This window comes from Mesorhizobium temperatum (assembly GCF_002284575.1).
Lineage (GTDB): Bacteria > Pseudomonadota > Alphaproteobacteria > Rhizobiales > Rhizobiaceae > Mesorhizobium > Mesorhizobium temperatum.
The window spans coordinates 113809-138663 of sequence record NZ_NPKJ01000072.1 but is presented as its reverse complement, the minus strand read 5'-3'; the positions used below and the strand labels follow the sequence as shown (position 1 = coordinate 138663).

Annotated in this window: 20 protein-coding genes; 8 read left to right on the top strand and 12 right to left on the bottom strand. The window is 61.0% G+C overall.

What is annotated here, in order from left to right; genetic code table 11:
• Nucleotides 1–167 precede the first annotated feature (167 nt).
• The 7 genes from CIT26_RS30910 (at nucleotide 168) to CIT26_RS30880 (ending at nucleotide 9867) form a co-directional block, all read left to right on the top strand.
• Nucleotides 168–2387 (top strand): NERD domain-containing protein, encoded by a 2220-nt coding sequence (locus CIT26_RS30910; protein WP_143747953.1) that lies wholly within the window; start codon nucleotides 168–170, stop codon nucleotides 2385–2387.
• On the top strand, nucleotides 2347–3519 hold the full coding sequence (locus CIT26_RS36900) for a hypothetical protein (protein ID WP_167391597.1): 1173 nt from the start codon (nucleotides 2347–2349) through the stop codon (nucleotides 3517–3519). The genes CIT26_RS30910 and CIT26_RS36900 overlap by 41 nt, the downstream gene beginning before the upstream one ends.
• Nucleotides 3520–3656: 137 nt before the next feature.
• Entirely contained in the window at nucleotides 3657–7445 is a 3789-nt protein-coding gene (locus CIT26_RS30900) for a hypothetical protein (protein ID WP_143747951.1), read from the top strand.
• 13 nt (nucleotides 7446–7458) lie between these two features.
• On the top strand, nucleotides 7459–7731 hold the full coding sequence (locus CIT26_RS36895; protein ID WP_167391596.1) for a hypothetical protein: 273 nt from the start codon (nucleotides 7459–7461) through the stop codon (nucleotides 7729–7731).
• Entirely contained in the window at nucleotides 7692–8633 is a 942-nt protein-coding gene (locus CIT26_RS30890) for a hypothetical protein (RefSeq protein WP_095496071.1), read from the top strand. The genes CIT26_RS36895 and CIT26_RS30890 overlap by 40 nt, the downstream gene beginning before the upstream one ends.
• A gap of 326 nt (nucleotides 8634–8959) precedes the next feature.
• The gene (locus tag CIT26_RS30885) at nucleotides 8960–9346 is read left to right on the top strand and encodes a hypothetical protein (RefSeq protein ID WP_095496070.1); all 387 of its coding nucleotides are present in this window, start codon (nucleotides 8960–8962) and stop codon (nucleotides 9344–9346) included.
• Nucleotides 9343–9867: an RES family NAD+ phosphorylase gene (locus tag CIT26_RS30880; protein WP_095496069.1), complete on the top strand. Its 525-nt coding sequence runs from the start codon at nucleotides 9343–9345 to the stop codon at nucleotides 9865–9867. The genes CIT26_RS30885 and CIT26_RS30880 overlap by 4 nt, the downstream gene beginning before the upstream one ends.
• Before the next feature lie 38 nt (nucleotides 9868–9905).
• On the opposite strand, the gene scpB is transcribed toward CIT26_RS30880, so the two are convergent.
• The 10 genes from scpB to CIT26_RS30830 all read right to left on the bottom strand — a co-directional run bounded on the left by scpB (nucleotide 9906) and on the right by CIT26_RS30830 (nucleotide 19808).
• Nucleotides 9906–10628, bottom strand: a complete 723-nt coding sequence (scpB, locus tag CIT26_RS30875) for an SMC-Scp complex subunit ScpB (protein ID WP_095496068.1) — start codon at nucleotides 10626–10628, stop codon at nucleotides 9906–9908.
• A gap of 2 nt (nucleotides 10629–10630) precedes the next feature.
• Nucleotides 10631–11584: a DUF1403 family protein gene (locus tag CIT26_RS30870; RefSeq protein WP_095496067.1), complete on the bottom strand. Its 954-nt coding sequence runs from the start codon at nucleotides 11582–11584 to the stop codon at nucleotides 10631–10633.
• A gap of 204 nt (nucleotides 11585–11788) precedes the next feature.
• Complete coding sequence (gene rlxS / locus CIT26_RS30865; protein WP_095496066.1) at nucleotides 11789–13762, bottom strand: relaxase/mobilization nuclease RlxS; 1974 nt, start codon at nucleotides 13760–13762, stop codon at nucleotides 11789–11791.
• Between the two features lie 224 nt (nucleotides 13763–13986).
• Nucleotides 13987–14670: a lytic transglycosylase domain-containing protein gene (locus tag CIT26_RS30860; RefSeq protein WP_095496065.1), complete on the bottom strand. Its 684-nt coding sequence runs from the start codon at nucleotides 14668–14670 to the stop codon at nucleotides 13987–13989.
• Nucleotides 14658–15206, bottom strand: coding sequence for a S26 family signal peptidase (locus CIT26_RS30855; protein ID WP_095496064.1), 549 nt, complete (start codon nucleotides 15204–15206; stop codon nucleotides 14658–14660). Before CIT26_RS30855 ends, CIT26_RS30860 begins: the two co-directional genes overlap by 13 nt.
• Nucleotides 15203–15472 (bottom strand): helix-turn-helix transcriptional regulator, encoded by a 270-nt coding sequence (locus CIT26_RS30850; protein ID WP_095496063.1) that lies wholly within the window; start codon nucleotides 15470–15472, stop codon nucleotides 15203–15205. Before CIT26_RS30850 ends, CIT26_RS30855 begins: the two co-directional genes overlap by 4 nt.
• A gap of 167 nt (nucleotides 15473–15639) precedes the next feature.
• Nucleotides 15640–15963, bottom strand: a complete 324-nt coding sequence (locus tag CIT26_RS30845) for a DUF736 domain-containing protein (protein ID WP_095496062.1) — start codon at nucleotides 15961–15963, stop codon at nucleotides 15640–15642.
• Nucleotides 15964–16499: 536 nt separating this feature from the next.
• On the bottom strand, nucleotides 16500–18203 hold the full coding sequence (locus CIT26_RS30840) for a ParB/RepB/Spo0J family partition protein (RefSeq protein WP_095496061.1): 1704 nt from the start codon (nucleotides 18201–18203) through the stop codon (nucleotides 16500–16502).
• 36 nt (nucleotides 18204–18239) lie between these two features.
• Nucleotides 18240–18659, bottom strand: coding sequence for a DUF2958 domain-containing protein (locus tag CIT26_RS30835; protein WP_095496060.1), 420 nt, complete (start codon nucleotides 18657–18659; stop codon nucleotides 18240–18242).
• 186 nt (nucleotides 18660–18845) lie between these two features.
• Nucleotides 18846–19808, bottom strand: coding sequence for an ArdC family protein (locus CIT26_RS30830; protein ID WP_095496059.1), 963 nt, complete (start codon nucleotides 19806–19808; stop codon nucleotides 18846–18848).
• A gap of 306 nt (nucleotides 19809–20114) precedes the next feature.
• Here CIT26_RS30830 and CIT26_RS38580 point away from each other — a divergent pair, with 306 nt between their 5' ends.
• Nucleotides 20115–20363: a hypothetical protein gene (locus tag CIT26_RS38580; protein WP_167391595.1), complete on the top strand. Its 249-nt coding sequence runs from the start codon at nucleotides 20115–20117 to the stop codon at nucleotides 20361–20363.
• A gap of 97 nt (nucleotides 20364–20460) precedes the next feature.
• Here CIT26_RS38580 and CIT26_RS30820 read toward each other — a convergent pair whose 3' ends face one another.
• Nucleotides 20461–22368 (bottom strand): putative bifunctional diguanylate cyclase/phosphodiesterase, encoded by a 1908-nt coding sequence (locus tag CIT26_RS30820; RefSeq protein WP_167391594.1) that lies wholly within the window; start codon nucleotides 22366–22368, stop codon nucleotides 20461–20463.
• Nucleotides 22369–22747: 379 nt separating this feature from the next.
• Nucleotides 22748–24853 carry an acyltransferase family protein gene (locus tag CIT26_RS30815; protein WP_095496058.1) on the bottom strand — a complete coding sequence of 702 codons (2106 nt, stop codon included), beginning with the start codon at nucleotides 24851–24853 and terminating at the stop codon, nucleotides 22748–22750.
• Nucleotides 24854–24855 lie beyond the last annotated feature (2 nt).

Below are 24855 nucleotides of genomic sequence, written 5' to 3'. Positions count from 1 at the left end.
ATAGCCTAGGACTGAGGCGGTCAGATAGCACGAAGTTCTTCGATATACACTCTGGCTCTGCCCTCGTCGGTAAGGCGATTTTCAAGTAAGAAATCTACAAATCTCTGGTGGGCGTTCCCCCGGCCTTTCGTGCATAATCGGGCTGAACCGGCATTAAAGAGTTGCGAGTGGCCTCTATCGAAATTTTCATTGGAGCCCCCATCGAGCATGCTTCCGAGCGCGCCGTGCTTGCGCGCGCCGTCGAGTTTCTAACAGCGCAGGGCATTCCGGCGGTTATCCTTGCCAACGTAAACTTCGGTGGCCGGCAGATTGATCTCGTTATCGGTCTCGACCAACGCGCACTCGTTGTCGAGTCAAAGGGCTTCATGTCGGCCGTGCGAGGTGAGGAAAACGGCGACTGGCATGTGGGCCGCGCTTCCGGGCGGTGGAAAGAAATTCCCAATCTATACGTGCAGGCCCTCGCCGAAAAAAATGCGCTCCGTGATGCCATGGCAGCGTTTGCCGGAACAGCGGTCCCCTACCCTTATGCGGCCCTGGTATTCGTTCCCGCCATCCCAGTCGGCTCGACGGTCCCAAAGGGTGATTTCAAGGTTTCGGTTTGCGGCCTCGATGCCTTGCCTGCATTCATTACGTCGGCTGCTGCACAGCGTGGCTGGTCATTGGATCGGTGGCGCGCATTTGCGGCGCACCGTCGCCTGATCGCAGTCCCGTCGCTCGATGCAGCCTTGAGCCCAGAACTGCTGGATGCCGAACGGCTACTCAACGCATATAGCGAGGCTTTCACGCTCACCTACGGCCCGCTTGCGTCTGCCATGGTCCCGGTGAGTTGCGTGCATGATGGTGAGACGCTTGCATCAGACATCGTTGCCGAACGGGGTATTGCGGGCGGCAACCTTCTGCTTATGGGCGCTTCCGGCTGCGGCAAAAGCCTTCTTTCCTATACGGGGGCTCTCATCGCGCTTGCCCGCGGGGATGTGCCGATTGTCATTCCGGCAAAGGATTTCGAGGGCAATTTGCGGGAGGTGGCAAACCGTGAGGCAACGCTGCTCGACGCGCGCTCAGCCGTTGCCTTGATCCGGGCTGCAGGCTTGCTGGATCGACCCCTTTTGCTTGTGGTCGATGGTTACAACGAATGCACTCCATCGGAACGGCAACGCCTGACGCGAAGCATCGCTGCCGCCGTTAAGCGGTACGATGCAACGGTGGTTATTTCGAGCAGGATAGAGCTTGAGCGCAAGGATCTTCTGCCCGTAGATACTTATGGCGTGCAGGCGCCCGACATGAAAACGAAGCAGGCTATTGCCCGGCAAGCCGCAGGCAATGGATCGGCAGAAGCATTTTCCGAACTACTGGACACCGTGGGAAGCGGCCTTGAGGCAAGGATGGTCGGGCAGCTTGGACAGAACCTCCCGGCTGGAACTACCAAGTACGGCCTGTTCGATGCTTATGTGCGCGAAAGGCTTGGCCCCGCTGCTTCGGATGGTATCCGCGCTCTGTCGCGCATCGCAGGGATGATGACCGACCGGGTAAGCTTCGGCCTGTCGGTTCGAGATCTTGATAGGTTGTCAGATCGTGAAGGTGTTTCCGGAGCTCTGTTGCAGACACTTCAGGTCGTAAACCTCTTGGACAAGCGCGGCGACCGGCTGAGTTTCAGCCACGAAATGTTCCTGAACGTATTCGGCGCCGAGGCGATTTTGCGGCGCGCTGGCGACAACCCGGATGCAGTGGTGTCAGCGTTGCGCCTGTCACGGCATCTTGAAATGAAGCCCTTCGTGCTGGGGGCAATCGATGATGACGGCCTTCGCCGGCAGGTGTTGTCCAAGCTTTCGGATGTCTGGATCGTGAGCGCATGCCTTGCCGGGCAATTCGGCGGAGACGCCCGGCTCTGGGCCAACCAACGCTGCGACGACGTGCTTTCGCGTGCCGGGCAAGAGATCGAAACGGTGCGATTTGACCTATCGAAAGATATCGCCTGGAACGTCCTGTCGAAACCGGAGACTTTGCAGGAATGGACAGACCAGGACCGCTCGGTTCTTGGGGCCATTGCGCGTGAACTTGTGGCAGGCCGACGTCTCGATCAAGTGCTTGATCTGGTTGGAAAGATGGATGATCGGCTGGCCGAGGAATACAACAGGCTCTTTGACGAAGCAAAAAAACAGAAGATAAACCTGCGTAGCGGCCTCTATGCGATGAGTTACACCGGGTTTGGGGGGTGCGAGATCGGCCTTGCATGCATTTGCAACCCAATCAATAGCGGCCACCTCTATTCTGGGCCGAACATCGCGGCTGAGGCCAATCTGCGGGAACGGTTGGGTTCAGAAAACATTGAGCCCCGGCCAGGTCGGCTTGCTCATCGAGCTCGACAGATATTCCCAGCGGGACGCTGATTCAATCGGCCCCCTTTTGCCGGCTATCCTGAAACGCATTTGGGCAAAAGCTGCCCATCAATTGCGCTCGGCACTTATGCAAGCGGCCGGCATGAGTGCCCGCGCTCTCACCGATGATGAACGTCAGGCCTTGATTGACGTCATCCACGACTTGATGCCTACAAATAATGGTTTCGATTCAACAGGCATGATTGATGCGCTGAAATTTCTCGGCGCGCTCGATGATGACGAGGCCGGGCATGTCGCAAACGTCAAGGCCGAAATGGACGCGGTATTGGCGAACCGTGAGGATCCTTTGATGGCTGGCGCTGCCGCTGGACTGTGGAGCGCTCAATTCGACCATCCCTATGATGGCGCCTATTGGGAAGCGTGGGGCGGCTTGTCGAGCGATGACCGCAACGCATTGTTATTACTGGCAGCGCAGGATGTCGACCGCCATTCGACGTTCTCGGCTCCCTTGCTTGCGGAAGTGGCAAAGTGCGGCGACCCAGCCGCCGGTCCTGCCATCGTGCGATGGACGGCCCTGCCGCCGAAAAAGGAAGTGATGATGCAGGACGCCGTTCGCACCTTCCAAATGGCGCATGCAGCGCTTGCACGTCTGCACTATCCGTTGCCTGACCGATCGGCAGAGGCAGAGCCTCCGGCGGATCAGGCGTTTCTGGCTTGTGGTGCGATTATCTATTGGCTGAATCGTGATGACCTCTCACAGGCCGAACGTAAGCTTAACTGCGCGGGGCCGCTGGCGGTCTTGTCGCGGCATGAATATGGTGTGGCGGCAGCCGTTATCGGCGAATTCTTCCGTTCGAACTTCGAGCATATTGACAGAGCGGAGCGGCTTCCAGGACCGGAGCCGCTGGTGACATCATTCGCCCGGGATTTTCCAGATGAAATCGCTGCCATCTACCGTGCTGCGCTTGAACAGCCGACACGCCAAACGGGTTATTTTGAGTTTTTCCGCATCGACGACGTAATCGAGAAAGCGCTGGCAAACCTGGAACACTCCGGCAACGCAAACGACATCCAACTCCTTCGGGCCTGGTCAATTCATCCCAGGCATGGGCACCTAGCAGTGCGAGCAATCAAGACGCTTGAAGACGCCCCGCAGCAGCGGCAGGCGGATTCTGGCTCCTGACCAAATTCCCGCGCCAGCACCTTTCACGACGGGCATTTATGCGCTTAGTTTTTGCTGGATCGGCCTATTTGTGGAAACTTCTATCGCTTTGACTACATCATTTGACGCGCCGTTAAGCTCTCCCCTAGTTTCGACCAATGTTTGAAACTACCCGCGACGATATTGCTGCATTGAACGACGAGGATTTGCGGACGCTGATTGGCCTTCTCTGCGAGGCCACTCTCCTGCGCGCAGACCTGCCTATCTCAGCCGTGACCTGGGGCGGCAACCAAACCGCTAAGGATGGCGGCCTTGATGTGCGTGTGGCGCTGCCCACCGGGACCCACATCGAGGGCTTCATTCCAAGGGCTGCAACCGGGTTTCAGGTGAAGAAACCCAACATGCCACCATCGGAAATCCCGAAGGAGATGAAGCCGAAGGGCTTCATTCGTCCGGTGATTGAGCAAATGGCCACCAAGGAAGGCGCCTATATCATTGTCAGCTCAACCAGCTCTGCGGCAGACTCCGCATTAGACGATCGCCGAGCCGCGATGGCAGAAGCGATGAAAGGTATTGGAGATGCCGCAGGGCTGCATCTCGACTTCTACGATGGCAACCGCATTGCGAGCTGGGTGCGTAACCATCCGGGGTTAATCGCGTGGGTTCGTTCCCGAGTTGGAAGGCCCATCCCGGGGTGGAAGTCTTACGGGGACTGGTCGAGCGTGCCGGCGGGCGCGGATAAACGCTATCTTCTTGATGACGAGGCACGCATCAAGACGGGTAACAAAGACGATGGTGAAGGCCTGTCGGCCGTAAATGGCATCAACCGCCTACGAGATGCCCTGCGAAATCCACGGCAGGTTGTTCGCCTGGTCGGCCTTTCAGGTGTTGGCAAGACACGGCTGGTCGAAGCCTTGTTTGACAATACTGTGGGCGCGAATGCGCTGGACCCTTCCCTTGCCTACTATACCGACATTGCAGATGCGCCTGATCCACAACCCAAGGGCCTTGCCTCCGACCTGATCGCGGCCGGCACGCGCGCGATTTTGGTGATCGATAATTGCCCTCCGGAAACGCACAGGCACCTATCGGAGGTCGTGCGCGCCGCGGGCTCAACGGTCAGCGCCATCACCGTTGAATATGACATCCGCGAGGACCAGCCAGAAGGCACAGACGTTTTCTCGCTGGAAACATCGTCGGTGCCTTTGATCGCAAAATTGGTGGCGGGGCGCTTCCCGGACTTATCACAGCTCGATAGCCGCAGGATTGCCGAGTTTTCCGGTGGCAACGCGCGGATAGCGCTTGCACTTGCGAGTACAGTAAAGAAAACGGAGACGGTCTCTGGCCTCACTCACACCGAACTGTTCAAGCGTCTCTTCCAGCAACGCCACGAGCATGATGCAGGGCTGTTGCAAATCGCGGAAGCTTGTTCGCTGATTTACTCATTTCAGGGGGAAGACCTGACGGGCGAAAATGCGGAACTGCCCGTGCTCGGCGGGTTGATCGGCAAGACCGCACAGCAGGTATTCACTGCGGCGGCCGAACTAAAGCGGCGCGATCTTTTGCAAAAGCGTGGGGAATGGCGCGCGATCTTGCCGCACGCCATCGCAAATCGGCTAGCGGAGCTGGCTCTTCAGAATATCCCCTATTCCGTTATCGAAGCCGCGATCGTGAATGGGTCATCGGAACGCCTGTTGCGCTCTTTCTCGCGCCGTCTTGGCTACCTCGACAGCAGCAAGGAGGCGCAGACGATTGCGAAAGGCTGGCTTGCACCGGGCGGCCTTCTTTCCGATGTGTCGAATCTAAATCCGCTTGGCCACGCGATGCTTGAAAACGTCGCGCCGGTACAGCCTCGAGCAACACTTTCCGCGCTTGAGAATAGCTTCGCCAATGCAGACGGGGATACGCTGCTGGCCGGCGCACCTCTTATCCGGCTGTTGCATGCGCTCGCCTATGACGCTGAATTGTTCAAACGTTCTGTGGCACTGTTGTGCAAGTTCGCAGGCATGCATGGTGAGGTGGTTGAGAGCGACGCCGAGAAGGCAATCGCGCCCCTCTTCTACGTCGCTTTTTCCGCGACCCACGCACCGTTGTCGATGCGCCTCGACGCAGCGACAGAACTTCTAAAATCAGACAAACCGGTTGAATGCCATCTCGGCGTCAAGGCGTTGGAAGCCATGATGACGACCGAGCAATTCAGGCCCTATTCCAGTTTTGAGTTCGGCGCGCGCTCGCGTGACTATGGATACCATCCGAAGAGCAAAGCCGAGTACGATCAGTGGTTTGTCAATGTTCTTAGAACAGCAGAATTTTTCGCTCTACACGACAGCAAAGTCAGAGCGCGTGTACAGAAAAGCATCGCCCGTAAATTTCGGGGCCTGTGGGCGAATGCGGGCCAGTTCGACACGCTGGAGCGCGTTTCCAGGGCAATCGCCAAGGACGGTTTCTGGCGCGAGGGTTGGATCGCAACGCGGCAAACACGGCGATATAGCGCAAAAATGCTGGATACCGGGGCACTGCAACGCCTTACCAAACTGGGGGAATTTCTAAGACCGAAGGACTTGATCGATAGCGTGCGGGGAATCGTGCTCGGAGAAAGAGGCGGCAGCCTTGATGACTTCGAGGATGATGACGAAATGGACATTGTCGAGCGGCTGAAGCGCGTCGCCGAGGCTGTTGTGGAATTTGGAAAAGAAGTCGCTGCCGACGAAAAGGTGCTCGCCACACTCCTTCCGGAACTCATTGGCGGCCATGGGCGGCTTTTCGAATTTGGGCAGGGACTTGCCCTGGGCGCAGACGAACCGCGCATCATGTGGAAGCGATTGGCCGCTCAAGTGGCTTCAGCGGAACAGCCAAATGTGCAACTGCTACGTGGTTTCCTAAATGGGCTCCAAACAAAGGACCCCACGGCAACACAGGTATTCCTTGACGAAGCCGTAGAAGATGCCGTGCTCGGCAAATGGCTAGTCGATCTTCAGGCGAGCGTCACGATCGACGAGGCAGGTGTTGGTCGCCTCCATCGCGCCTTAGAGCTTGGCAAGGCCACCACCCATGACTTCTTCGTTCTGGTTGGCGGGCGCGTCTGTGATCCAATTCCGGGACCTGCATTTCGTGATCTGGTAGTTGCGATTGGCGCCAAACGCGACGGCAATCCCATCGCCCTGCAAATCCTTTTGATGCGGCTCCATTCGGACGGCAGCGCAGGGCGAAAGCCACTGCCTGAAACGCTTGAGGCTGGCCGCATTCTTCTTAGCCGGCATACGTTCGAGCCAGACTCCAGGCGTATTGATCGCAGTGACCACACACTGGGCGTTATTGCGAGGACCTGCCTAAACGGACCGGAGGGCGCTCCCGTTGCGCGCAGGGCATGGCGCGACCTCAAAACGGCGATTGAGAAACACGATGTCTATGCCTGGGACCACGACGATTTCTTGCAGGGTCTATTCAAGACCCAACCTGCAACCATGCTGGATGAGCTTGCTGCGGGTAGCGACCAGGATCGCGAGAACAATATCGATATCGTCCAGGATGTGATGCACGGCCATCCAAATCCCGTCAGTGTGGTTTCAGATGACGTCATCTTGGAATGGTGCGCGGCCGACCCGGAACTGCGCTATCCCTTTGCCGCTGCCGTCGCCCAGTTGTTCACCCGCTCCGATGACAAGGCAGATCTGGAATGGCGGCCAATCATCAAAGCGCTTCTGGAGCGCGCGCCTGACCCGATCGCGGTATTCCAAGCGATAAACCTCTGGCCAAGAAGCTTTGAAGGGTCGTTTGCGACAGAATGCGAAATTCGACTCCGCTTGCTCGACCGGCTTGAGACCGGGCCTAACCCGGGCCTAATCGCGGCCGTTAAGGAAACGCGCGCCAAGCTTGCCGCAACGATAGCCAAAGAACGACGGGACGAGTTGGAGGAAGACCGGGCGGAGAGCGGTCGCTTCGAATGAACATGACCAACCCATGCTGCTAATTCGGCCGAAATTCGTTGCTCTGGATTCCTCGCATCTTGGTAAGGTCGCGGAAGACAAAGCGAGCAAGGATAGCGCGCGTCGCCAGCGTGCTGCGGCTTTCGGAAAAGGCTTCGAAGAAAGCGGTGGAGTGCTGCTGCTTTGTTGGCATCACTTCGAAGAGCTGTTCTCGCATCGAGGCGAGGATGTGGTGGCGCAGCGCGTCGCCTATCTTCAATCACTCCAATGGTCGCTACCATCGCCTCGTACCGAAAAGACGACTTGATTGGTTCAATCCTTGACCTGCAAGCATTTGAAGTTGCGTCGGCGTTCGAGAATAAGGCAGCGGATGCCGTGGCGGTGCGCAACACAGTTGCCAAGAGCATGTTTCGGCTCGCCAGCGGCGCCGATCTCGTTCGGCCCTTCCTGGAAAACTGGTCGGCACTCCGCGCTGGTTTCATCGAGGGGGAACAACGAAGCCAGGAGGTGATTGCAATATCGAAATCCGGTTTCGCAGACAATTCCGATGCGAAGATCGTTGACCTCCTCAAAGAGCGGCTTCGCACACCGGACGACATGAAACTGCAGTTTCGGCATCTGCAAGGCCGTCTTGCGGCGGATATCCAGGAGCGTGGGGACGAGCGTATCCCTGACCCCGAACTGGCGTCACGAGAATTTCTGGAAGAAGTCCGGCGCCATACAGGCATGATCCACACTGACAATCCAGCCTTGCGAATATTAGAGGCCGTCGGTGTCGACTTGTCCGAGGTTGGTCCCGACACAACGGTTGCCGATGTCGGCGATATGGCCACGTTTCGAAAGAAATTGGGCGTGCTGAACGAAAGACTCCGCCTCTCGCTTCCGGACGTCATAGCGAGGGTGAAGGAGGACCGCCTGCCGTCCGGCATCATTTCCAACGCCATCAGGAGATTCCACCCGGATACGCGGAAATGGGACGGGAGCGAATTGAACGACCGGCACCTTGCCTGTCTCTCAGCCTATGCCGACGTCACTTATGTCGACAAGCGCACCCATGAAGCTTTCCGACTAGCCCGGCAGAAATCGGAGACGTTTGCGTCCCTCACCCGTGATGTGGAGAAAGCGGGTACCTACAGCGATATTGCGGAACAGCTATCGGCCAATTTCGGAAATCCGTCTCCAGCTGCCACACCTGGCGAACGTTTCTAGAGCGCCTCAGTACCTCAGTCTAACTTACTCGTACAAGGCGTCCGCGGGAAGTGGAATTACTTCGAAGGGTGTTCCCTTCGTCGCCGGTCGCATCCTTACGTCGCTGTCGCCGGACAGCGTCGCCTCTGCGTCGTGTCGCACGTCCGCTTTACGGCGCCACCATGGTCCGGCCAGCGTCCGACTTGAGGCGCATTGCTGCCGCCAGCCGGCAACCGCTGCGAGGATGAGGAAGGACAAACAGGTCGCTGGAAGGCGCCAGGCCACTGTTCACTTGCTATGCGTTGGAATGTGCATATATTGTGCATATGAGAGGTCGAAGATTTGCCGTGGCCCACGCACAGCTCGCACATTCCACCGCGATCTCAGGCTTTGTCGATAGCCTTCAGGAGCCGCGCACGCCTTATATCTCGCCGAAACGCCTGTCGCAGGCGCTTGGCGTGAAGGTGGCCAATCTGGCGCAATTGACCGGCGTCCATCGCAACACGCTGCGCAATCCCTCATCTGAGCGCCTGCAGGGCCGGATGCGCGAGATGGTGAAGGTGATCTCGGCCGCGACGGAGCTCACCAGCGACGTCGACAAGGCAATCTACTGGTATCGCAATGAGCCGATCGCCGACTATGGCCATCGCACGGCGGCCGAACTCGTCGCGGACGGCCAGGTCGAAGCAGTCCTGGCCTTCATCCGGGATCTCGAGAACGGGGCGCGCGGGTGAAAGTCACCCGCGTCGGGTCGGACGAGATCTTCCATCGCTATCTGACACCCAAATGGGCTTTCCTGCCCACCAGCGGTGCAGGCGCGGCGATCGACGGCGGTCGTTTCAACCGGCCAGGCGTCGAAGCACTCTATCTGTCCCGTTCGACCCAGACGGCTCTTGACGAATACAAGCAGGGCGCCAGCATCGTCCCGCCGGCAACGCTTGCCGCCTACAAGATCACGCTCGCTGAGGTGGCCGACCTTTCGCAGGGATTCGACCCGGAAATCTGGGACAGCGCTTGGCAGGAATGGGATTGTGCCTGGCGCCAGATCGCTCGCATCGACAAAAAAATCCCGCCATCGTGGAAGCTCGCGGACCCGATCATCACGGCCGGGCTTCGCGGCATCCTGTTCCCGTCGCTGCGTCACGCCGGCGGCACCAATCTGGTGATCTTTCCGGCCAATCTTGTCGACGGCGACCATGTCGCGGTTCACGATCCCGATGACCGGCTGCCGCACGACCAGTCATCTTGGCCCTGAGTTGCTAGCTGTCGTAAGCAACCTGTTTTTCGATCAGTTCAGAGCGCCTCATCCTCAACGACGCCTGTCGTTGGCTCGCCCTCTTCGCCGTCGCCCTCCCCCCGGCCAAGACCGATCGGTATATCCCCGGCCAGCAGCTTCTCCTTCGACAGCAGCCCTGCGTCCTCGAGCGCCTCGAAATCCGGCAGCTGGCGCAACGTGTCGAGCCCGAACTGCGACAGAAAATTTTTGGTCGTCACATAGGTGTAGGGCGCCCCGGGCTGCGGGCTGCGCGGCCCCGAGGCGATGAGCTCCTGCGCGCGCAGCACCCCGATCAGATCCCGCGACACCTCCTTGCCGAAGAAGCTGGAGAGCTCGCCACGGGTGATCGGCTGGAAGTAGGCAATGCACATCAAAACCAGCGCTTCGGATTGTGACAATTCTTTCGACCCCTGCCCCGCGGTGCTGCCGAATGCGGAGCGGATGACGTCGGCAAAGGCTTTTTTGGTCCTGTGTTGCCAGCCGCCGGCGACCGCGACCAGCTCATAGGGGCGGCCGGCGAGCTCGGCGCGGATGTCGTCGATGATCAGCTCGAGATTGCAGTTTCTTCCCACCACCCGCGCGAGGACACTACGTGTCACCGGTTCGCTGGCGGCAAAGATCACCGCTTCGACGCGGACCATCCATTCGCGCCAGCGCAGCTCCGGCGGCAGGTGCTCAAGCTCGGTGTCCAGAAGCGCCGGCTGATCGTTCGGCTTGCGGCGGGCAGCGGCTTCGCTCATCGTTAAAGCCCAAACAGCCGAAAAGTAGTGCGGCCGGAAAGCTCGCGCACGGCATCGAGTTGTTGCAGCCGCTCGAACAGGCGTCGCGCCGCAAAGCGGGACAGGTTTTTGGTCGTCAGCGATCCGGAGACGGCGTCTTCGTTGAGCAGCGAAAAGATCACGTCGCCGGCGCCCTTGGCGCGCAATTGTGGTGCGATGGCGATGAGCCTTTCGGCACAACGCGACAAATCGGCGGCCAGCCGGCAGGCCTCCGCCGCCGCTTGGACCAGCGCGACGCAGACCGCGCGCTCAAAAATTTTTTCGCCGGGTCGAATGCGCTTGCCGCCGGCCTCGCGGCGAAAAGCCGGACCAAAGGCCTGGGCGATCAGCAGCGGTAGCGGCCGCGGCCAGCGCAGGCTTTGCGCCAGCACCACGTCGGCCAGCCACCAGGCAAAGAGCTCGGCATCCGGCCTCATAGCGACGACATGAGCGGCGATCGCCGCGGCGGCGAATGGCGCCGGCCGCTGCGACTCCGCTAGGGTATTGACCTCCACGCAAAGCGCTGCGAGCGCGGCACCGTCCCAACGGAGTCCGAGCAGCTCGACGATCTTGGCCAAACGATCGGCGGTGGCGACAGGCGGCTGCAGCGCCAGCTGCCGCCAGGCGCCAAAAATAGCGCCGGCTGGACCGGGGTCGGTGCCGGGCGGGCGCAAGTGCCAGGCATCGCGCAGGGCGGCCGCGTCCTCGGAGCGGCCGACGAGCCGCATGCTGGCGGCGGCACAGCGAAGCGCCAGCCGCTGGCGCCAGGCGCCGGCCCAGCTGGCTTGCGCGCGGGCAAGCGTGTCGAGCGACGCCAAGGCGTCGCCGGCCCGGAAAGCCGCGTCGGCGTCGCAAGCGTTACGGCCGGGCGCGAGCGCCCAAGCCGGCACGGTCGGCGGCGCGGCGGGGCTGGCGGACGCGGGATCGAGGCGAATCATGGTTTTGGAGGGTAAAGCGCCCGTGCGCTTTCCGCCATGATTTTCGCGCCAAAACGCACAGCCTGTCGGAGCAGGACAACGAACGATAATGTTGCAATATCAGCTGTTTGGCTATTTTCGAAATCTGTCTCAGTTAATTTATCCGGCTAACTTATTTCTCTCAACGGAGCGCCCTTTCGGCGCACAGGGTTCCGTGCAGCCAGCTCACGAAACGCTGGGCCCACTCCTCTGCCGTCCGATCGTCCAGGAAATCCCCTCCCCCCGCATAAAGCCGGTAACCTGCTTGCCGACATGTCGGTCAAGCACCGGCCGCCAGGGCACCAGCGTAAACTCACGCGATTTCTCGATGACGGCGTATTTGCCACTGGCGAGCTCAACTGAGCGGCGGAGCGTGCCCTCTACTCGGTCTCCGGGTCTCGCTTCGGCATAGGACAGACCTAGTTCTTCCGAGAGCTGACCGGCAACGCGGATCAGCTCGCGCTGGCGCAGAACCGCCAGCATGTTGGCGCGGTAGACTATCCGATCCTGCTCTTCACGCGCGAGCCCTTGTGCAATCAGCCACTGCCGCCGGCGTGCTTGCGCCTCCCGCACGTCACGGCCGAAACCCGAGCTGTGCAAGGTTTCAGGTCTGTCAGAGACCAGCTCGCGGTCGATCCATGTGGCGCCGTCGAAACCGACCTGCTGCTCCAGCTTCAATGAAGAGAGCTTGTCGACTGTGACGGGCACAGCCCTGGCACGCTGACGCTCGTATTCCGCCACGCGGCTGAGATGATCCGGTGCGATGATCCAGGTGCCGTCCGGCTCGCGCTCCACACCGCCGTTCGCGCGCCGGATTGCTTCCAGGCGACGGACATGGGTTTCAGCGAAGCGCTCCGTGGCCGACGGATCATGCTTCAGATGGATATCGACGTCGTAGCGGCCATCATAAACCGTGGCGATCTCGGCGACTGTGCGGTCGACTCGCCTGGGTTCAGTGTTCCTCGGCGTAACCCGCACGATGCAGCCATCGGGCATCGGTTCGGTAATGGCTTCGGCTTTGCCGATGTCGATGTAATGGGTTCTGCCATCCACGCCATCGACGATAAGGTAATGCCGGTCGTTGGTCTCGTCGGCCAGTCCGCGCGCAACAACACGGCCGGCGACAGGCTGAGCCGGCTCGCCGGATAAATCGTGGATGACGCAGTCGGCGGCACTGCGGGCGAGCCCCTTGCCGGTCAGCTCGCGATGCATGGTCTTGATGATATCGCCGCGCTCGCCGATGCGGCGCAGCGTCGCTTCGAGTTCATCGTCCAGGCGCCAGCGACCCGGACTGGTCTCCTCGGCCAGACCCATCCGTTCGAGCTTGCGCAGGCGGCCCTGGTGCAGCGTCTGCCGAAACACGTCTCGGCCGTCCGGCGAGACTAGGCCGTCACCATCGCGCATGCGTAGCAGCTGCCGGTCGATGCTGGTGAAGCGTTCCTGCTCCATTTCCTGACACAGGCGTTGCTCGATCTCGCGGTCGGTTCGCGGACCGAGATCGAGGCTGACCAGCTCGGCGGCCCGCTCCCGGATTCCACTCGAAATGTACTCGCGCGCGATGACGAGATTCTCGCCGCGGTCATCCTTGCCGCGGACGATGATGTGGGTGTGGGGATGGCCGGTGTTGAAATGATCGACGGCGACCCAGTCGAGCTCGGTGCCGAGGTCTTCCTCCATCTGCGCAACAAGGCGCCGGGTGAGCGGCTTGAGATCGTCATACTCGATGCCGTCTTCGGGTGCTACTATGAAGCGGAGCTGATGGCGGTCGCCGTTCGCACGGTCGAGGAAGTCGCTGCCATCCACACGGTCTTTCTCGGCGCTGTAGAGCTCGCCGGGTTCACCCTCCCGGGTAACGCCGTCGCGCTGGATGTAACGCAGATGCGCACGGGCTCCGTCCAAGCCCTTTCCGGCGAGCTTGACGATGCGGGCCTTGACCATCACCCGGCGCTGGCGAAAAGCAGCATATCTGTCGCGTGATTTGAGCAGCGCCGCAGCCGCCCCGCCGCGACCTGCCCGGCTTCCGGTGAAACGGCCGCCGCGCAGGTGCCCGCCGCCTGCTCTGTTGATCGCTGCCCGGACCTGACCGGCGTAGCGCTTGCCGGCTTTCGAGCCGCGTGACCCAATTTTGCCGAGCTTCGGCCTGAACTCGTCATCTGTCATGCCAGCCTCCTGGATAATCGTAGCGAGATGAGGCGCTTACGCGCCGCAGCCTCCAGGCGCTGAAGGCAGCCTCCGGCGAAAACGATGTGCAGGCAGATACTTGACCGCCTCTTGGAGGCGGTACCTTTATCTTGCCTTACCGCTCGCCTTACCGCTCGCCTCACCGCCCGCCACTTCCCGCCCGCTGCGCGCCCTCCCCTCCGGGACACCCCGCCCATCCATCGCTAGCGATCCGGCTCCTTCGGCCGCGCGCCGTCCTTCCCGAGCGGCACGAAAAGGTCGCCGTTGCGTTCGCGGGCGTGAACACCATCATGGAGGAAGAAGAGCGAGCGTCCGGAAGGAGCGTTTTGCCATTTTTGTATCTTGGGTTCGCCTTCGAGTTGGTGCATGTCGGCCGCCGAAACCCCGGCCGCCTTGAGCTGTTTGAGGTAGGCAACCGTCTCTTTCGGCAGCGGCTTTCCGCGCTTCAAATGGTCTTCGTAGCGATCCGGGCCGGCGTTATAGGCGGCAAACAGGCCAGGGAATCCGAAACGGACATACATGGCGCGCAGATAGGCGGTTCCGGCCAGAATATTGTCGCGCGGATCGTGCGGATCGGTGCCCAGACCGTGCTCGACACGCAGCTCCTCATAGGTGCCGGGCATCACCTGCATGAGGCCCATCGCGCCGGCGCGCGAAGTGATGGGGCGGCCGTCGAGCGTGGTCTTGCCGCTGCTTTCGGCATCCATGACGGCATGGATCCAGGCTTGGGGAATGCGGAAGTGTCTGCTTGCTTCCGCTGTGAACTCCTGCCATCGTTGAAGCTGCGGACTATGGGAGATGTCGACCGGCTCAGCGCCGGTCGAGGCGGAACAGGCGCATGGCGCAATGGCGATCATGCCAAGCATCAGGAGGGTCACTCGGTCCATAGCGGCACGAGCCCCCCGATGATATTTGCGGCCGGCACCGGCCCGAAATAGCGGCTGTCGAAGGAGCGATTTTTGTCGCTGCCGAGCAGGAAGACCTCGTCGCGGCCAAGCTTTCGGCACGCGTTCCACCATGGCAGCGGACGGCCTTTGGTGTCGGTTGCGAGCCGGCGCGCGACGATCTCACCGCCGATGATGATCGCGTCGTTGAAGGCGCAGACATGCTCGCCAGGCAGCGCGGCAAGCCGCTTCACCAGCGCCACGTTGCGGGGCAGATAGCCGCGTTCGGCGGCGAGATCGGCAACCGATTTTGGCGGGCGCACGAGCACCAGATCGCCGCGAGCCGGTGATCCAGCCGCGATGCGATAAAGGCCGACGGGCGCGCTTGCCGAGGCGTTCCAGACCAGCCAAGGCGATAGTTTGACGAAGGCGGGGAAGCCGATCAGGCCCAAGCCTATCGTGGCGCATATGATTACCTTGCGCGCCCGGATGCGCCGCAGCCGGCTGCCGATCAGACGGATGGAAGGGCGCCGGCTCATGAGCGGCCTCCCTCGCCGGCGGAACCGGAACTGCCCTCGCCATCGTGGGGAGTGGGGTCCTGCGGGCGGCCTTTCGACCAGTCGTCGAGCTCGTCGATGTGGTAGCGGACATAACGGCCGTGCTTGCGGAATTTCGGGCCGTTGCCGGTCAGCCGCATCTTTTCCAGCGTGCGCTGGGAGAGCCCGATATAGAAGGCGGCTTGGGCGGTGCTGAGAAACGGACTGCCCTTCTTGGCGCGGGCCGCGCGTTCGTTTTCGTCGTCCATGATGATCCTCGTTTCGCTGTCGGGAGGCGAAGGCGAGGATCGGCGAGCGAGGTCGTCTCGGGGACGGGCGAAGAGTCGGGGGAGAGTTTTCGCCGCCTTTTGGGCGGACCTGCTTCGCAATGAAAGAGCCCCGCGCCGGTTGCGGCGCGAGGCTCGAGTTCGGCCGTTCAGTCGACCGGGTTCCAGATGATGGCGTAGGTGTCGTCATCGTCCTGGCCGGCGGCGCGGCCGAGATTGGCGTAGAGCTTGCGCGGGCCGAACTCCGGGGCGGCAATCGACAGGCTCACATAGTCCTTGCCGGAGGTCTCGCCGGTGCGGATCCAGCCCGCACCCACTTCGACCCCTTGCGTCAGCACCCGGAAGTCGGGATGGTTGTCGGCGCTCTTGGCCTGATTGGGCACGATGTCGATGTCGGCGCGGACGCTGAGCGTCTTGAGCTGGCCCTTGTAGCCGCCGTTTTCTTGGCTGGTGACGTAACCGATCGCGGTCATTTGAAGTCTCCTTTTTTGCTGTCGCCGGGGACCATTCCCCTGCGATGGCGGACCGTGATGGGCGCGTCCCGACCGCCCGAACCCAACAGGGCCGCAGCGGCAGCGAAGGACCCGAGCGGGCAGCTTTTTTGAAGCGAAGCGGCGCGAGGAAGCCGCCGCAGGCGGCGGGGAAAAAAGCTGGTGGCGAGGGTTTCGGGCGGTCGGACCCGCCCATAGGTCAACAAGCCAGCCGCAGGGAAATGGTCCTTGGCGAGAGCATGGAGACAGGCTGCGCGATCGGGCGAGCACGACAAGCAGGCGGCGTGCGGGTGTCGGGTTTGCGGAGGCTCGGACGCTGTGCCACATCGGCAGAAGTGCCCATGCGCCTGGCGCCCAGCAGGCATGCCGGCGTGGTGCGGTGCTGCCGAACAGCGTGGAATTGGCGTCGGGATTTCTCGCGCGGTGCGCGCCTGAAGGACGGCCAATGTGCAGCCGGCGCCGCCCGAAGAGGCGCCAAGCGGCGGCATTCGAAAGAACCGCCGCGGGGCTTGATCGATTCATTCGGACGCGAACAACGCCTGCACTCTGGCCCACTGATCGGCGGCGCGGAAGCCGCCTCGATCAGTGTAGCTTTCGGCCGGGAATTTCATCCAGCGCGGCAGCCAGGCCTCGACTTGTCTGCGGCCGTTTTCGCCCGAGAGGAAGTCGCGGATGATCTTCTTTTGCGTCTTGACCTTCTCGGCGACATTGCCGTCCGCGACATGCTTGCCGCCGACATCGGCGAGCAGCGAATTGGCGATTTCCTTGTCGCGCAGCAGGTCAAAGAAGGCGTCATCGGGTTGCCAGTAAGCGCCCATGTCGACGTTCAGATGGTTGCCGAGCGCCTCGATGACGGCGCTGCCGGCTTCGAGCGTCTCGGCCATGACGACGGTGAGAACACGCATGACATCGTCGTCGGTGAGCGCCAGCAAACGAGCGAAGACCCTGGCGATAGCAAAGGCGTCGCCATTGCCGCCGGCGACCGCGCCCTCCTCGTCCGGCGAGCCGAGCAGGGCCAAGACCTCGCGCCGTTTCTCGGCGAATGCGGCTTCGGCCCTGCAGCCGGCAAGGCTTGCCGCCACCGTCTCGTTGGCGGCGCGCTGCGGCTCCAGCCGCACCTGCCACAGGCCGGAACCGGTGATGGCGTGCGCCACCATCAGGCGCAGCGCCACGGCGGGATGGTCGAGCATGGCTGCGCGCACGGCGGCATGGCGATGCAGATCGACATAGTTCTGCATCGGGCCGCTGAGTTCCGGACGCGACAGCTTGTCGGGCGTTTCGGGATTCTCGCCGCCGTCGCATTTCTCGCGGGCGCGGCGGGCTTCCTTGCGCGAGAGCCAGCCCTCGTGACACTCGACCTCGCCGCGATGCGTAACGGCAATGAAGACCTTGCCGCCCTTTTTCTTCGGGGCCTTCTCGTGGTCCCATGAGTGGAAATGCTGCCCCGTTTCCAGCACGACCACCTCGCACCATCCGGCTTCCAGATAGGCGTCGCGTGTGGCGGCAATCGCTTCGTTCTGTTTTTGCCAGAACAGGTCCGCATCAGCGAAATAGCTGTCCTCGCCGAACAGATCGGAGACGATCAGGCCTGGATAGTCCTCGATGGCGAACAGGGCGACCTTGGTGGAAATCGACTGGCCGCCGAACAGCCACTGCTTCAGCTGAAACCCGAGCGGCGCGTATTGTTCGGGATCGGCGAACAGCGCCAGCCAGTCCTTCTGCTGCGCCGTCGAGGCCATGGTGAGATAGCGTGCGGTCTCGGCGTCGATCTCCTCGCGCCGATAGGCCTCGCGGATTTTGGGCAAGAGGTCGCCAAGGGCCAGAATGCGTTTGACCATCAGCTCGGTGATGCCGAAGGTCGCGGCGATGTCGGCAACGGTGCGACCCTGCCCGATAAGCCGCGAAAACGTCTCCCATTGCGACACCTCGTCGGGATCGAGGCGGGCGATGTTTTCGATGAGCGAGGCCTCGAGCGCATCGGCGTCGTCGCCGCCCTCCATGATGGCGCAGGGCAAGGGATCGCCCTCGGCGCGCTCATCGGCGACAGACTTCGCCGCGAAATAGCGTCGCCGTCCAGCAACGATCTCGAAGCTTTCCGGCGATCCGTTGGGCCGCACGAGAAGCGGCACAAGGACGCCGCGCGCGCGGACCGATGGCAGGATGTCGGAGATATCAGGCGCGCGTTTTCCATGTTCACGGCGGAAATGTTGTCCCCGCCGCAGAGGCCGAAGGCCGGCGCGGCGGGGACGGTTTTGCGCCTATCGGCGCGCTGGTCCCGCCGCGTCGGGCGGAAGCTCGGAATGCTGGATTGAAAGTGCTTCTGCTGCCTGTCGCAGAAGCCGCTCGGCCTCGGTGATGTGGCCGGCGATACGCGCGGCCTCGGTATAGACCGACAGCGCAAACCGCGCCTTGAAATAGAGGTCGCGCTCGATGCCGAGGCCAAGCCGGCCCTTGACGCTTTCAAGCTCGGCAAGGCTGACGCTGCCGAGTTCGGGAAAGCCGAAGCCGAGGTCGCAAAGGCCGAACAGCGTGTCGCCATCGGCGTCGAGTTCGGTCAGAAGCCAGGTCGCCGCCCCGGTCGGGTCGAACAGTTTTGCGACGGGGACATGGTCGGTTTCGGTGTCGGCTGCGCCATTGGCGAGAAGCCGGGCGCGCAGTTCATCGGTGATCAGGATCATGGTGATAGCTCCTCGTCAGAACAGGTCGAGTTGGTTGCGCGCGGCTTCTGCGCCGCGCGCGGGCGCATCGGCGCGCCGATCAGAAGGGCAAGCGGAGCGCGCATGGTGAGCGGGCGGACGCCGTGAATAGCGTCTGCTCGCCTCGCCGTGTCGTTTCGCTCTGCGGCATGTCGGGATCGCGCGCGCTCATGCCGCGATCTCCCTGAGGTCCGCCCCTTCGGCATCGGCGTCACTGCCAAGCAGGAAATCGGCGGCTTTGGAGGCGTGGCTGGCGGCGCGGAAGATGGCGCGGTTGTCCTCGCGCAGCACCTTCAGCCATGAGCCGATATAGTCGGCATGGCGCACTGTCGGCTCGATGCCGAGACTGGAGCAGACGAAGGCGGCAGTGATTTCGGCGACCAGTTCCTCGCGCGCGTAGGCCTTGGAGCCGAACGAGCCGGAGAGGTCACGGGCAAGCCTTGCCGGGTGGCCGGTCCAGTGGCCAAGCTCGTGAAAGCAGGTGCGGTAGTAGTCGATCTGGTGAAGGAACGCCGGCTGCGGCGGCACCTGAATGGTATCGCTGCCCGGCATGTAGAAAGCGCGGTCGCCGCCGATCCTGAAATCCGCGCCGCTTCTGCGGATAAGAGCCTCGGCCTGCGGGACGATCTCGCGCTCGGGCAGCGGCTCGGCGGCGGCATGGAGATGTTCGGGCAGGTTATCGCACTGCGCGACATTGAAGACGGTGAAGCGCTTCAAAAACGGCACGGCCTGTGGTTCGTCGCCAGCGGCCTTTGCGCGTTCTTTTTCGTCTTTGGGAACAAAGCGGTCGGCATGCACGATGGTCGTGCCGCGCTCGCCCTTCCTGACATTGCCGCCAAGGCCAAGCGCCTGCCGGAAGGTCAGCCAGTTCTGGCTGGGGTAGCTGCGCTCGATGACCGCGCCCCACAGGATCAGGATATTGATGCCGGAATAGGCGCGCTGGGTGGCCGCGTTCCTCGGCAGGCCAAGGCCGGCCTTCGCCCTGCCCCATGGCTTGACCCATGGCACGGTGCCGCGCTCCAGCTCGGCAATGATGCGGTCGGTGATCTCCTGATAAAGGCTGGCGCCCGAGCGCCCGCCCTTGCCTGCGCCAGCCTCTCCGCTGGCGGAACGCTTACTATTTGCACGCATCGTTTCGTCCTCCGCTCTTCAATCCCGCGCCTTTCCCCGGAAGCGGGGTGGGCGGCGAGTCGCGACCGGAAAGGCCCGCCGTCGAAGGCGGACCGCATCCGAAGGACCGGAACGAAGAGGAGGACCCGAAGCGCCAAGCGAAGGGTTGCGGGATGCCGCGGCGGGCCTAGAAGGGAGAGCCGCCCACCGCGCGCCGCCGGGAAAGGCCAACAGACAGACCGCGACGGCCGCCTGGCCGGCGACCGTCAGCAGCCGACAGGCTGCCCGCGGCAGGGGGCGAAGCCGAATGGCCGAGACCGCCTGAGCTTGGCGAAGAAAAGCGGGCTCGGTTCACGAGCACCCGGCGCGCGCCGTCAGGCGCGCGGGCGCCCGCTAGGACCGCAGGCTGGACAGAATCTCGCACGCATCAGCGTCAAGCGCCGCAGTTACCTCGAGAAACTCGATGACATCGAGACGCCGCTCTCCGCCCTCGTACTTGGCCACGAAAGATTGCGGACGACCAAGCTTCTCAGCCACCTGCGCCTCACCGGCTACAAGGAACTGTTCGCCGGCTGACGCACAGCGTGGACTGCCACGCGTTGCAAAAAGGGAAGTCTCGGTACCCACCATTCACGAGCGCAGGGCCGCGAGAGACGGCGGCGGCGGGTGCCGGTCACGACTCCTTCGCGTGCTCTTTTACTGCCAAATCGAGCGCTTGGTTCAGAGGCACCGCCTTGGAGAACAGGAACCCTTGAGCGGTTCTGCAGCCAAGCTTGTGCAGAGTTTGCCGATCCGCCTCTGTTTCGACGCCCTCGGCCATGACCTCGATGCCGAGCGTCCTGCCAAGATCGATGACCGTTTTGACAAGCAGCCGGTCCTCTCGGGACTTGGCCAAGCCGCGAATGAAGCCCTGGTCTATTTTCACCTTGCGTATCCGGCTGTCCTTGAGCGATGCCAAGGTGGAAAAGCCGGTGCCGAAGTCATCGAGCGCGATGGAAATGCCGGCATGTGAAAGCCGTCCGAGCTTTTCATCCACTCTGTCCGGGTCAACGGGGGATTCTTCGGTAATCTCGATTTCGAACATCGTTGCAGGGAGGTCTTTTGCCGCCAGACCATCCAGAACCATGTCGTCGATATCGCCGGCTTCCAGTTCGCGCGGTGAAACATTCATCGCCACACGAAGATCCCGACGGTCAGCTTTCACCAAGCCGTCGATAAGAGCGCAACAGTCGGCGAATACCGTTTGGGTCAGCAGCTGAAGCATTCCGGTTTGGCGTGCGGCTGTGATGATTTCGGGTGGAGAGATGGGACCATGAATCGGATGGGACCACCTTAGCAAGGCTTCAAAACCGACCACGGCCTCAGTGTCGAGTTTCACGATGGGCTGGAACCAAGGCCCCAGGCTTCTCGTCTTTATCGCTGAATGAAGGTCGCGTTCGATGGATTGGCGGCGTTGCAGTTCCCTGTCGAGTTCGGCATCGAACAGGCAAAATTCGTTCCTGCCACGACGCTTGGCCGTGTAAAGGGCGATATCGGCCCGCAACAACATTTCCGTCAGTCCCGGGCTTTCGGCCAAGTATATTCCTATCGATGCCCCGACCCGGACGGACGCGACCTCAGGATAGGGACGGGCAATTTTGGCTATGATGTTGGATGCGAGATCACTGGCAGAAAGCGAACTCCTGAGTGAGGGAAAAAACAGCACGAATTCGTCGCCGCCGATGCGGGCGAGCGTTGAGCCTTCCGGTGCTTCCTCCTCTACGCGGCGGGCGATCCTGACAAGCAGTTCATCACCGGTCCTGTGACCGTAGGTGTCGTTGACGGATTTGAACCCGTCCAGATCAACCAGCATTGCAACGAAGGGGCCGTCTGCAGTCTCGAACCGAGAGATAGCGTGTTCGAGGCCACGCCTGTTGAGAAGGGCCGTCAGGTGGTCCTGCCTGGAATTGGCCTCCATTTCGGCCGCAAGCCGCTCGGCCTCATGCCTCAGGCGGCTCGCATCGCGAAAGCGCGCTTGTCCGACAAACGAGGCTCGAACCAGGCCGCACAGGAAGAGCAGAACGGTAAAAGCCAAAATGTAGTTTTCAAAGTTGCCTTTCGCCAGCAAGCACCCCGCTGTGATGAGGAGCGGGGGTGTGATGAAGTTGGTCGCAGCCGGGGCATATGAACTGCCGTATGTAACAGCACCAGCTGAGATGCCTGCCAGAATAATCAGATGCAGCGGTGCGTGAGGTGTCGTGTATCCAACGGTCAGGACAGCAAGAAAGGACCAGGCGAACCCTGCCAGAAGAGCAAGGATGCCAAAGCAGCGAAGCCCAGGCGAAATCCCTGTCAGATCGTCCTCGCGTCCCGTTTGCTTTAGCTGATAACGGGCGAGTGCAAGGCGGCCGACATTTATCGCATTGACGACCAGGAACCAGATCGCGGCGCCAAAGCCGTTGCCTGAAAGGGCCTGCACCGTCAAAATGAGGCCTGATAGGATAGCGCTTATCGGCATTGACACGAAGAGACCGGCCCTCAGGTCAGCAAGCTGATCCTGACGGATTCTGGCCTCCAGCGTGTCTTCTATCTTCAGGTCCATGGACGGGCTAGCTTGCTTCCCAGGCTTCATTGCAGCGCAAGCCTATGCAAGCCCACTGAAGGACGGGTTAACTGTTCAGCGGGGTACAGCCTTCAGGACGCTCAGCCAAGAAATCACTGCCGAGGCCCGCTAGCCCGTCATCACAGCGTGTCGGGAGAAGATTGGCGTAGGATTCGGTCGCTTAGGCCAACCTTCTACCAACTCTCGCGAGCCACACTCACCACGAGCGGCTCCAATCTCCTCTGGCTATGGTCATCCGCTGTAGCGGGCCTCGGTAGGCAGCATTGCGTTTGGCAATCCACCGGCGGTGCTCCTGCTGCTGGCGAGACTAATGTGGCCGAGAATGTGTACAAGACAACACGGCCCATGCCAATCTTGCTCACAAGTTGGCGAGATCGATGAGCTTTCGAGCGGCGTGCTTGGCGAAGTATCGTGCACCGCTCTGGGTCAGGTGAGCCGGATCATAGAAAATGGGGTGTTGCTTTTCATCTAGCACCACGCACTTATCCTGGTCGGGGCAAACTGATGAAAAGATGTCCAGATAGCGATTGCCAAATTGCTGAGCCAGCATGCTGTTTATAAAGAGAGTGTCGGAAGCCTTGAACCGCGCAGCCAAGCTCCCGAGCCCGTCCAACTTCCCGTTCATGTTAACGAAATCGATGCTGCTCTTGAGGAGGTTCTTTCTACCTAGGACAAATACGCGAGCTGGGCTCATTGACTCAATTTTGTCGGCGGCAGCACGCAAGCGCTTCGCACCGTATCGTTCCCATAGGAACGCGACGATAACCACATCCGCCTTTTTGAGTGCGGAGCTGGAAAGGAGCGCGTTGCTTCTCTCTTTGCATTGCTCCTCAAGGGAAGGGTCTGACGTGGTGTAGATATTATCTTGGTCCCAATACTGCTGATCATCGGCATACGGAATGTTGCAGCCATAGTTGAACGCATAGGTGACTATGTCGACGTTCCGCTCGTGGTTTCCTTCCACGAGGATGTTCGTAAAATCAGCGGACTGGCTGTCCCCCACGATAAGGATATGTTTTCTGCCAGGCTTAAAGGTATTGCTGCGTAGGCGGATGTGATTCGACCATACGTATTTCATGAGAGCATCTAGATCGTAGCTGTTCACACCGCGAAGCGCTTCTGGCAATCGCCAAGTCCAGCCTTTTGTAGCCCAGCTTTGCCATGACGGTGCAACAATCAGCGCGGTGGCCGAAGCGCAGATCGTCACCAGCCGCCAGCCCTGCAAGGCATGGGAGTATCTTAGCGGACGTTCGATGAAACTATGCAGCAAGTAGCCAAGCAGTATCGATAAAGCGATGGCGGCAACGCCCTGGAACGTGTCGAGGTCGCGCCCGGTTGCATGGAGCCAAAAGACGACGATGGGCCAGTGCACGAGATAGATCGAATAGCTTGCTCGGCCAAGCAATAGCGCCGGTGCCGTTTTAAGCGGCAAGGCAGCGACGGCGTTGCGCCCGCCGTAGATCATCATCGCGGTCCCTAGAGTGGGGAGCGCCGCATGCCATCCTGGGAACGACGTACCGGCATCGAACTGAAGAATGGCGTAAAGGACTGCCAAGCCACCGGTCGTGTAAGCAATGTCGGAAGACAGACGCCCTGGCGTCTTGGCCCACACAAGGGCGGCTCCGCAGGCAAACTCAAATATGCGAAACGGTGTCAGGAAGAATGCGGCCGTCAGGTCAAAGCGCATAGCCAAAAGGCACGCCGTGAAACTGATGAGACCAAACACGGCCACGGCCATAAGGGCCAGTCGACCCTTCCGTACCAAGGCGGAGATGATGGCTGGCCAGATCAAATAGAATTGTTCTTCGACCCCAAGCGACCAAGTGTGCAAGAGTGGCTTGGTCGTTGCGGCTGCATCGAAATAGCCGCTTTGCATCCAGAAATAGACGTTCGACAGCGACAGGATCGCCATCGCGGCGGAGCCGGAAAAACTGCGAAAGTCCTCTGGCCCTTGGATGAATGCGGCACAAACGAACGTGACAAAGATCGTGGAAAATAGCGCTGGAAATAGCCGGCGTGCGCGCCGGGCGTAAAAGTCGGAAAAGCTGAATGTTCCCGCGCGCACGCGTTCAACAACTATCTTTGTAATCAAATAGCCACTGATCACGAAGAAGACATCGACGCCGACATAGCCACCGGAAAGGGTTGAGAACCCTGCGTGGAATAGGACGACAGCAGAAACCGCTAAGGCGCGAAGGCCGTCAATATCCGGCCGGTAGTCGAATCGATTCATTCGCTCCTCTAAGCACGGGCTCGGCTGTAACATCAAGGCGTTCGGCTGGCGCCTTTGAGCAGCCTTTTCTAGAGGTTTCCTGAACTTGCCCGCTATGCATACAATGTGTTGAAGGGGCTGGCTGGAGTAGATTAACTCATTGATTTTACAATGGTTTTGCCGCTTTGACCAACCCTTCCACCAGATCTCGCGAGCCACACTCGCCATGGCCGATGATGCGTTGACCGTCATTG